The sequence below is a fragment of the Rhodococcus sp. EPR-134 genome, assembly GCF_001647205.1.
GTDB classification, from domain to species: Bacteria; Actinomycetota; Actinomycetes; order Mycobacteriales; family Mycobacteriaceae; genus Rhodococcus_F; species Rhodococcus_F qingshengii.
This window is the reverse complement of record NZ_LVCT01000647.1, coordinates 1-9606: the sequence shown is the minus strand read 5'-3', so window position 1 is coordinate 9606 and position 9606 is coordinate 1. Positions and strand designations below refer to the sequence as shown.

The window sequence follows — 9606 nt, the reverse complement described above, 5'->3', positions numbered from 1 at the left end:
GGTCGCCGCTCAGTTCGACGGCGTTGTGGTGCTCGCGCAGGATTCGGTGATCAGGGAACTCTCCGTCCTCGATCAGGGGACTGGACACCTCACCTCCCGGATACGACGCAGTCACCGTGCGCGCGGAGAAAGTCAACGTCACGACGCCGGCGACGTCGCGTAACAATCGCGCGAAGGTGACGGGAACGACAGCGGACACCGTCAGAGCGGAGTGAACTTTCACCTCGGCGACCGCGAGCCGGAACTGATCAGTGGTGACAAACGCAGCGACGCCGTCGTGAATGTCGAGGTGGACGCCGCGAAGTATCGGGAACTCCGATTCCTCGTTCACTGCGAACAGCACGGCGTCGAGTGCGCGTCGTAGATCCCACGAGTCGATGTCCACGCCGCCGGAGGCAGGTAGCGAATCGATCAGCCGGTGAATTCGCCCCAGTTCGGCGCGGGCGTCGGCGAGACCGTCCTCGAGGTTGCGCAGATGGGCGTCCAGGCACGAATGCGGTTCCGGCCCGGTCAGGACGGCCATCATGTCGCGGATCGGAACACCGACGCGTCGCATACCGGCGATCATGCGGGCGTCGCGGAGCTGATCGTCGGTGTACCAGCGGTAACCGGTGTGCGGATCGACGGAATGCGGGACGAGCACGCCTTCCTTGTCGTAGAACCGCAGCGCGCTGATCGGGAGCGCCGACGCCCTGGACATCTCGCCGATCGTCAAGAGGGCGGAACTAGTGGTCACGGATCAATTCTGCCCGCAGTCGCTCGATGGCGCCCCTGATCATCCGGCCGTAACCGTCGTCGGCGAGTGTGCCGACCGACGCCTCGGCCTTCGTCAGATGCTCGACGGCCTCGGTGTCGCGTCCGAGTTTGCGGTAGTCGGCAGCCAGGTTGAGGTGCAGCGATGGATAGAAACCGGCGACCTGCAGCGATGCGTGGTGTTCCTGGGCTCGCGCGTCGGTCAACGAATCTGCAGCGTCGAGGGCGCGCAGGTCCCAGCAGAGCTCTTGAGCCGGATCGTCTTGAACGTCGGCCATGTAGTGCGCGAGGGAGACGATGTGGAGCGCATCGGGGGCGGCGCTGATCTCTTCCCACACCTTCTCGAACGCAGAGCGAGCCCCGGCTCGATCGCCGGAGCTCGCCAATTCTTGTGCCTGCGCTATCTGTGTCATCACGGGATCCATGGAACGGATCCTGATGCCTCGACCAGGTCGAGGGTCAAGCAGAGGTGCGTGCAGCCGCCTCGGCCTCGCTCTTCACACGCTTCAAGGTGGCATTCATGCCTTCAACGAGCTCGACCTCGAAGTCGGCGTTTCCGCCCAGGACGGTCTTGACGAGGAACTGCGAGACCTTCGACGTTCCGGTGGGAGCCTCGCGACGCTCGGTCACTTTGGTGCCGGTAGCGGTCGGCTCGAGTTCGTAGGACCAGATCGTGCGGTTCTCCGCGATGCGGAACGCCACCGACTTGTTGGGCTCGAAGCGAACGACCTTCGACGACGTCGGCCAGACCAGCAGGCCCTTGCGGTTGACGTTGATCGTCTTGGCACCCTCACGCACGGTCCCGCCGATTACCTTCATCACCTTGCACTGGGGGCTCCATTCGCCCATGCGCTGCAGGTCGGCGACGATTGCCCACACGTCCTGCGGTGATGCGTCGATGTCGATGCTTGCTTCGAGGGTGTTGGACACAGTCTCTCCAGTCGAGTTGATGCTACGTAAAGTTACAAACACTTTTGTCGATCGTAAGCGATCCGTCAATGGACCATGTGTGTCAGGTCACTGTACGGCCGTCCAACAGGGTCGTGCGGGAACACGCGCGGTGGTAGCGGACAATGGTTCGCGCACGTATGACGATCCATCCGACTGGAGTACCGAGAAGTGAACAGCGACGCAGCGACGCAGGATGGCCTCAAGCGAGGGCTGACAGCGCGCCATATCCGCTTCATCGCCCTCGGATCAGCCATCGGAACCGGACTGTTCTACGGCAGCGCCGAGGCCATCAAACGAGCCGGCCCGTCGGTGCTCCTGGCCTACCTGATCGGCGGTATCGCGGTCTACCTGGTGTTGCGAGCGCTCGGCGAGATGGCGGTCCGTAACCCGGTTTCCGGTTCGTTCAGCGAGTACGCGAACAAGCACCTCGGACCACTCGCCGGTTTCATGACCGGGTGGACGTACACGTTCGAGATGGTGATCGTGTGCCTCGCCGACGTCACCGCCTTCGGCCTGTACATGCAGTTCTGGTTCCCGGACGTACCGAGATGGATCTGGGTTCTGGCTGTCGTCTTCTTCATCGGCGCGATAAACCTGTTGAGCGTCAAGGTGTTCGGCGAACTGGAATTCTGGTTCACGCTCGTGAAGATCACCGCCATCATCGCGATGATCGCCGGCGGCATCGCGATCATCGTGTTCGGATTCGGCGTTCACGACACCGATGCCGGAATCAGCCACCTCTGGTCGGACGGCGGGTTCTTCGCGACGGGCTTCGGCGGATTCGTCGCGTGTTTCGCGATCGTCATGTTCGCGTTCGGTGGCACCGCGATCATCGGTATCACCGCGGGCGAAGCCGAGGATCCGGCGCAGACCATCAGGAAAGCCGTCAACACGGTCCCGGTGCGCATCATTCTCTTCTACATCTGCACCCTCGCCGTCATCATGGCGATCATTCCGTGGCAGACCATCAACTCCGACAACAGCCCGTTCGTCCAGATCTTCGAGAACCTCGGATTGGGAACGGCCGCATCGATCCTCAACATCGTCGTCATCACCGCAGCCCTGTCGGCCATCAACAGCGACGTTTTCGGTGCGGGTCGCATGATGTTCGGAATGTCGCATGCCGGCCAGGCCCCGCAGGTGATGAAGAGAGTCTCCGCCAACGGTGTTCCGTGGATGACCGTTGTCATCATGACCGTTGCCCTGTTGGTGGGAGTAGTGCTCAACTACCTGATCCCGGACCAGGTGTTCCTCGTCATCGCCTCGCTGGCGACCTTCGCCACCATTTTCGTCTGGATCATGATCCTGCTCTCGCAGTTCCGTTCCCGCGCTCAGATGAGTGCAGACGAAACAGCGGCACTGAAGTTTCCAGTGCCGCTGTGGCCGTACGGTCAGATCTTCGCGATCGTGTTCCTGGCTTTTGTCATCGTGTTGCTCGGCGTCATCGCCGATACCCGAGTTGCGCTGCTCGTCGGCGCCGGATGGCTGGTTCTGCTGACGGGCGCGTACTACAAGTGGGTGAAACCGGCTGTCAGCGCAGCGGATCGAAGTGACTCATGACGGTCGGCGTCTGAGCACCGGTCATCGAGTCGGCCACCATCTTTCCCGTCAACGGACCCAGAGCGATTCCCCACATCCCGTGACCACCGGCGACGTGCACGCGCGGCGAGCGCGTGGCTCCGATCAACGGCAAGCCGTCGGTAGTGCACGGTCGTGATCCCACCCATTCCTCTTCCCGCGCAGTCCAGTCGATGCCGCTGAGCATCGGCTTGGCCGCATCGATGATCGCCTGCACTCGGCGCGGATCCAGCGGCGCGTCAGGGCTGCGGAATTCCATCATTCCGGCCACTCGGAAGCGATCGTGCAACGGAGTGCATGCGACGCGCTGGGTGGGGAAATACACAGGGTTCTTGGGGAGGTGCTCAGGCTTGACACTGAAGCTGTATCCGCGTCCGGCCTGCACCAGTTTGCGCACACCGAACGGTGCAGCGAGCTTGTTCAAGCGGGCACCGCTCGAGATGACCACGGCGTCGCCGTCGCGTGAATCACCGTGTGCACTGCGAACAGTGACTCCGCCGACCCGATCGTCGATCTGCGTGACGTCGAAACCGCTGACGATTTCTCCACCGCGTTCACGAACCGCGTCCGCCAACGAGTTCACGAACAACGGGGGATCGATGAAACGCTGATTGCGCAGGCGCAAACCGGCTTTCACACCCTGGCCGAGTGAAGGCTCGAGCGAATGAATCGCGTCGTAGTCGAGGAGGTCGAAGTCGACTTCTCCGCCGGCAGCTTCGACGTGGTGGAACTCGTCCACCAAGGTCTGTCGGTCCTTCTCGGACGCAAACGCGGCGAGGAAAGGATCGGCCAGGCGCGTCAGCTCTTTGACGCCACCGTCGGCGAGTTCGTCATACGCGCCCAAGGCTGTTCGGTTGACCTCGGTGTAGACCGACATCGCTTCCTGCCACTTCGACGGCGTGCAGTGGCGCGCGAACCCGACCAGGAACCGAATCAGCTTCAGATCGGTGGTCAGTGGCACGTACACCGGGGACGACGGGCTGAGCATCGCGCGCAAGCCGTATTGGAGCACTGCGGGTTCGGGCAGCGGAAGCGTCAATGCGGGGGCAAGCCAACCGGCGTTGCCCCAGCTCGCGTCGGCTGCGACCCCGTCGCGATCGACGACGGTGACCTCGACTCCACGTTCCTGCAAGAACCAGGCCGTCGACAATCCGACAACGCCCGCACCGACCACGACCACACGATCGGGGCTCTGACGAGTTCCCATGACGCACTCCTTCTACAGACTCTGCTCGAACCGAGACGCCGGTCACATCCGGCTCTTCTCTCAAGCATGAATCGCGGGGGCGGCAAAAGGACTGGCCGTTCGGCCACAGCTTCGGGGAATGCGTTGTGCGAGTGCACAGCCCTCGCTTGGGAAGCGAATCACAGTGAGTCGGTTCGTGAATGCGCTGGAACTTTTGAATTAATACTAAAGTATTAACCATCTCTCGAATGAGCTGCGTTGTTAATACTTTAGTATTAATGTTTCGCTGAATGTTAGTTCCTTGGTATTAGTCGCGTGCAAATCCTGGATGTAAGTGGGGGCGCCATTTCAAGTTGTCGAGAGATTTCTTTCAAAAACTGTTACAAGTTCTAGTAATTGAGGTATGGTGACGGTCATCACATAAGCGGCAAATCGTGAATGGCCTTCAATCGTCGATCAGCTGTTCCAACTTACCGCTCGGTGTGAGCATCCAGTGGAATGGGTGCTACCAAACCAGCTGATTGGAGGTGGTTTCTCACGGTCGGACGTCCTCTTTTTCGGAATCGAGACATGATTCCCGGGTGATGTCGTATCGCTAATCTCCGTTGTCAAGATTTCGGTCGTGCATCGGTAGTGAACAAATCCTATCGTGCTGCGCACGGCCTCAAAGACTTCCCCTTCGCCGCGAAAATTCCGGTGATGCGGAGGCTGTCAATGCAGTAGTTCAACTTTACTCGAACTGCGTTTTGGCAGGAAGTGCTATCAACGCTATAAACCGATCCCGAAAGGGAATGAGGAGTAGAAGATATGCATGTTTCAACGGCAAAACGTACGGTGGCCGCTCTAGCAGTAGCAACTGCTTCGGCGGGCATGGTATTCGCAGCAGTTGCACCGGCGTCGGCAACTGCAGGTACGACGGTGACGAGCTATAACCAGGCGTGCCGCGCTGTAAGTGTTGGGCAGACCGTGGATCAGGTAGTTCCAACCTCGGTCACGGCTAACCACGTCACTGTGAATGCCACGCCCGGGGTAAATTCATACACCCTTCAGCCCGGTTCAGCGACGACGCCCAGCAGTTCTGGCGTCTCGGGTGTCACATTCCTCGGCATTGATGACGTCAGGCTTGTCTACCGCTATGACCCAGCGACGTTCGTCGCAGGATCGGCCGCACTGGTGGCCGGTTCCGGTTCGGGCTACACAGGCACGGTCACTCTCACCGATACCGGATCGCAACTGATCGTGGACGGTGCGGATGTCGGCGTAGGCGTGACATACCAGCTTCCGAAGATCAGTTTCCAAACTCGGAACAGTGCGTTGGACGTGAAGTTCGACACTCAGGGCACCGCGGCCCAGATGTATAACTTCTCGGCGAATTACTTCCGTTTCACATCGAAGGCGTCAGTGCCTATCTTCGGGACAGTCAGTGCGCCGACCTCATGCATTCCCGCCAATGCGGTGGGTGCGACCGGTAGTTACCCGGCACTGAATTCGGGTGCGGGCGTTCTGCATCCATAGTCAATCCGGACCCCGGTGATAACAGCGCTGCCTGACACCCCACTCAGGCAGCGCTGTTTTGCGTAGTCTTGTGCGTGAGTGCCAGAAGTGTGTGCCGGGAGGCGCTTCCAGACCATGTGGATGCGAGTTACGTGCAGAATTACCCGCTCGACAAGAATCCCGACCTACCGCAGTGGTAGGCCGGGCTCGTAATGTCTTGGTGAATAAGGGATCAGGATGCGATGACGGTCGAGTTGCTCTCGAGCTCACGCGTCTTTGCGGCTTCCTTCAGTTCCTCGAAACTCGCGCGAAGCAACTCCAGGTAGTGGCCTAGATCTGGCATCGTTGCGGCGTCTGCAATCACGTTGAGCGTTAGGTTGCCGCCACTCGCAGCTACCATGAAGTGCCGCAGCCCGTCACCGTCGACCGGTGCTTGATTAGCGAGTACGGCAGTGCCAGTTGCCCCGTTCAGGGTCAGTCCGTTGACCGAGAGCGGAATGTTACTCACCATCGTGTGCTGATACCGCGGCCCATCCGGCTTGTAGTCGTCATGGTGACGTGAATATGCCATCAACCGCGCTATCGGAGCGGGTAGGGTCTCCAACACTGTGCTCATCCGCCGGACCGCTGTGTGGGACGTACGGGCCTTCTCCGAGCGTGCAGACTCTGCGATGAGAGCGAGTCTCTTCAGCGGATCCGTGATCGTGGTGTGCATGTTCACGGACAGATTCACCAATTGGTTTGCGGACTCCCACTCCTCTTGCTTGCGCATGGACCGCGGAACCATCGCGAACAGAGAACCTCGAGGCGCTTCGCTCTTCTCGGTAAGGTATCGCGCCATCGCGCAACCGACCACAGCCAGAAGGACGTCGTTGACAGTCGCTCCGGGGACTGCGTTCTTCACATGCCGAACCTCGTTGCCTGCGAGGATGATCGGCTCCACCAATGCCGACCCGCTTACCTTGCAGTTGAAGCGGGTGCTAGTACTTTCGTAGATGCACTCGTCCCATTCTCCAGCACTCTTCGCCTCGACTACCGCACGGGCAGCAGCCCGATTGCCCGGAATGCTCTTGGCGAACTGGATAAGTTGGCCGGGGAAACTCAGCACTGATCGCGTGAAGAGACGTCCCCGTAGGAACCGTATTGCAGGTGCTGATTTCCTCGGCCGTTGCGCATCCGAAAATATGGCTTCACCCAGCATTCGGATCGCGATTCCGTCGGCCGCGCTGTGATGAGACTTGAGCACAACCGCCGTCAGCCTGCCGGGTAGAGCGTCAAGCCCCTCGATCCCCGTGAAAAAGTGCAGTTCCCAGGGTGGGCGGCTGAGATCCATTCTCGAGGTCAGCAGGGCGCTGAGCATTTCTTGAAATGGTGCCCAACCCGGCTCGGAAATCGCGTTGACCCGCACGTGGTCGCCCACATCCAGGTTGGGGTCTGGAACCCAGTACGGATGGCCGAGTCCCAGTGGCGTGTGCTGGATTCGGTGGGTGAACATGCGATTGTGTCCGAGCCTGGCGGTGACCCAATCGACGGCTTGCGCCTGCGTGAATTCTGCGGCTGGGTGCTGAGATGTTTCGAAGAAGTACACGCCGACCAGATGCTTCAGGTGGCCGGCGGACTCGTTGTAGACGAAGTCCGCGTCTCGCGGATTCACCTGTGTGACAGCCGCATCCAGCAGGTTGGGCAGTCTCATGTCGAACTCCTCACGTGGCGGGTGCCGGATCAAAGTGTCCGTGCCCCGGAACTCTCGTGGCCCGGAACTCTCGTGCCTGGAAAACTCTCGTGCTTGGAACGCGAAATGACCCCCGAGGCGAATTGGAGCCTCGGGGATCATCGAAGTTCAGAGTAGAGAAGTTGCACCAGAGAATTTACTTCTGCAGAATGGTACTTCCCAGGCCGGTCAACTCTATGGTCCCAGTAGCCCAGGCGATCAAACTGGTGATATATCTTTGCAGCATTGTAAATCACCTTTCCTTAGAGCGGCGTCGGCGTGTACGCGGACAGGGTGTTGAGATACTTCGCGAACGTACCTACTAGGTCGATTGAGCCAAATCCCACCAGATCCGACAGATAGCTCATTGAAAGATCGAACATTATTGTCTCCTCTCCCGACTACGGGGCAACGGTCGAGCCGAGGGCGGTCTGAATGCTTCCACCAATACCTGCAGAACCGCTAGCCATTAGGTTGATGGCTGCGGAGATAGACTTGAAGATGCCGTCGACTATTTCCTGCACATAAACGAACGGGGGAAGCAATGATTGCGAATCAATGCTCGTGACTGCGTCGATGATACTTGCTGTATCCACTATGCTAACGCTCCTTGCGGTAGATTTTTATCACGGTAGGAAATTCTGTTGAAGTCAGCCGAGTGGGGGTTGCCAGTCGAAGTCGACTGACGCCATGGAGCCTCTGTATACGAGCAATGAAATGATCTGCAAAATTATCGGTTCCTTGAGGTAAGGCACCATCGATCCTAGATCCATCGTTTACTCCTGTCGTTGGGTGATGTTCTGAAATGGATCAGGGTTGCGATGAGCCGGTCTCGATTAATCCGGCTAGCGAGCCGGTGGCGCCCTCGATGCCGGGCACTAGGGATCCGCTCCATACATTGTCCAGTAATCCGGTGAACAACGCAGCCGTTGCTTGAAGGAACATTGCGATCATATGAAGTTCCATCCTTTCGATAGATCTGGAAGACTTTTTGTACATCGGCGCATGCTTGTTGCATTCCACAAAGAGCAGGTTCGACTAGTGCACGGACCCTTGCGATCGTTCTGCTAAGAGATCCGTGTGGCGTTCGGGGTCTTATGTGGCGTGACGAGAATGAGGTTAGCTCGAGCAAGTCCACTTTGACTAGGAATTTGTAGAACCAAACTGAAACGTGTTTCATTTATGCTGGTCAGGCAACCAAAATGGCCTATTTGGGCCGTGAGAGGAAGATCTTGCGGAACGCTAACCAGATTGCAAGATTGATGATTGCCGAATTGCTGGGTTTTGGGAATCGTGGCCGGTAATTATGACTTTTGGCGGACTGGTCGTTAATACTTTTGGGTGATATTTTGTCGAATACCTCCCAAAGTGGAGCGGCACGGGAGATGCTCCGATACCTTCTTCGCCGGCTCAGGAACTTCGTAGTTTGAACTGAAGCATCAGGATCAGTCGAGTGTCCGCGTCGCTCAGGTCAACCCCGCACATCTCCTTGCAGCGGCGTAATCGATTGCGGAGAGTGTTGGGGTGAACATGCAATGCTGCGGAGGAACTCGCGACATCACCGCCCTTGTCGAGGAAGGTGTGGGCCGTTGCGACGAGTTCGCTTCCATGTCGACGGTCGTACCCTTCCAGGGCGTGCATAGGTGTGGCGGTGCTCAGTCCGTCGAATATGTCGGCAACATGTAAGGCCAGTACCGACGCCAAGGTGTCGTTCATACCCGCGACAATCCCGCCGGACCGGTTGTGTCGCAGCGCGCCCAGAACATGGTCGGCGTCGGCGCGTGACAAATGGCATTCGCTGGCTGATTTCACGGTGCGGCCCACCGCAACGGCAAGTTGTGCTCGTGTGCGGGCGCGGCTGAGGAAGTCCTCCAACAGTCGGCGGGCGTTCGCTTCGTCAGCGCCGACAACAAGGTACGTCGAGTCGATCAAC

The 9606-nt window shown here is 59.0% G+C and carries 8 protein-coding genes; 2 read left to right on the top strand and 6 right to left on the bottom strand.

Annotated features, from left to right (window positions below):
• From A2J01_RS28240 to A2J01_RS28230, 3 genes are all read right to left on the bottom strand, one after another.
• The coding region (locus A2J01_RS28240; RefSeq protein ID WP_064114051.1) for a DNA polymerase III subunit beta family protein at positions 1–736 on the bottom strand (736 nt) is incomplete at its 3' end.
• Positions 726–1178, bottom strand: a complete 453-nt coding sequence (locus tag A2J01_RS28235; protein ID WP_003941524.1) for a hypothetical protein — start codon at positions 1176–1178, stop codon at positions 726–728. The genes A2J01_RS28235 and A2J01_RS28240, both read right to left, overlap by 11 nt.
• 34 nt (positions 1179–1212) lie before the next feature.
• A complete protein-coding gene (locus A2J01_RS28230) occupies positions 1213–1683 on the bottom strand; it encodes an SRPBCC family protein (RefSeq protein ID WP_003941500.1) in 471 nt (156 codons plus the stop codon).
• Between the two features lie 189 nt (positions 1684–1872).
• Here A2J01_RS28230 and A2J01_RS28225 point away from each other — a divergent pair, with 189 nt between their 5' ends.
• Positions 1873–3264 carry an amino acid permease gene (locus tag A2J01_RS28225; protein WP_064114050.1) on the top strand — a complete coding sequence of 464 codons (1392 nt, stop codon included), beginning with the start codon at positions 1873–1875 and terminating at the stop codon, positions 3262–3264.
• On the opposite strand, the gene A2J01_RS28220 is transcribed toward A2J01_RS28225, so the two are convergent.
• The gene (locus A2J01_RS28220; protein ID WP_021333986.1) at positions 3236–4489 is read right to left on the bottom strand and encodes an NAD(P)/FAD-dependent oxidoreductase; all 1254 of its coding nucleotides are present in this window, start codon (positions 4487–4489) and stop codon (positions 3236–3238) included. The two genes, A2J01_RS28225 and A2J01_RS28220, sit on opposite strands and share 29 nt — an antisense overlap.
• Before the next feature lie 786 nt (positions 4490–5275).
• Here A2J01_RS28220 and A2J01_RS28215 point away from each other — a divergent pair.
• Positions 5276–5983 carry a hypothetical protein gene (locus A2J01_RS28215; RefSeq protein ID WP_125050456.1) on the top strand — a complete coding sequence of 236 codons (708 nt, stop codon included), beginning with the start codon at positions 5276–5278 and terminating at the stop codon, positions 5981–5983.
• 211 nt (positions 5984–6194) lie between these two features.
• Here the strand turns inward: A2J01_RS28215 and A2J01_RS28210 are convergent, their stop codons facing one another.
• The gene (locus A2J01_RS28210) at positions 6195–7655 is read right to left on the bottom strand and encodes a wax ester/triacylglycerol synthase domain-containing protein (protein WP_058228005.1); all 1461 of its coding nucleotides are present in this window, start codon (positions 7653–7655) and stop codon (positions 6195–6197) included.
• A 1428-nt stretch (positions 7656–9083) separates the two neighbouring features.
• Positions 9084–9606 (bottom strand): PucR family transcriptional regulator (locus A2J01_RS28200; RefSeq protein ID WP_197494324.1); only part of this gene is annotated, 523 nt, incomplete at its 5' end.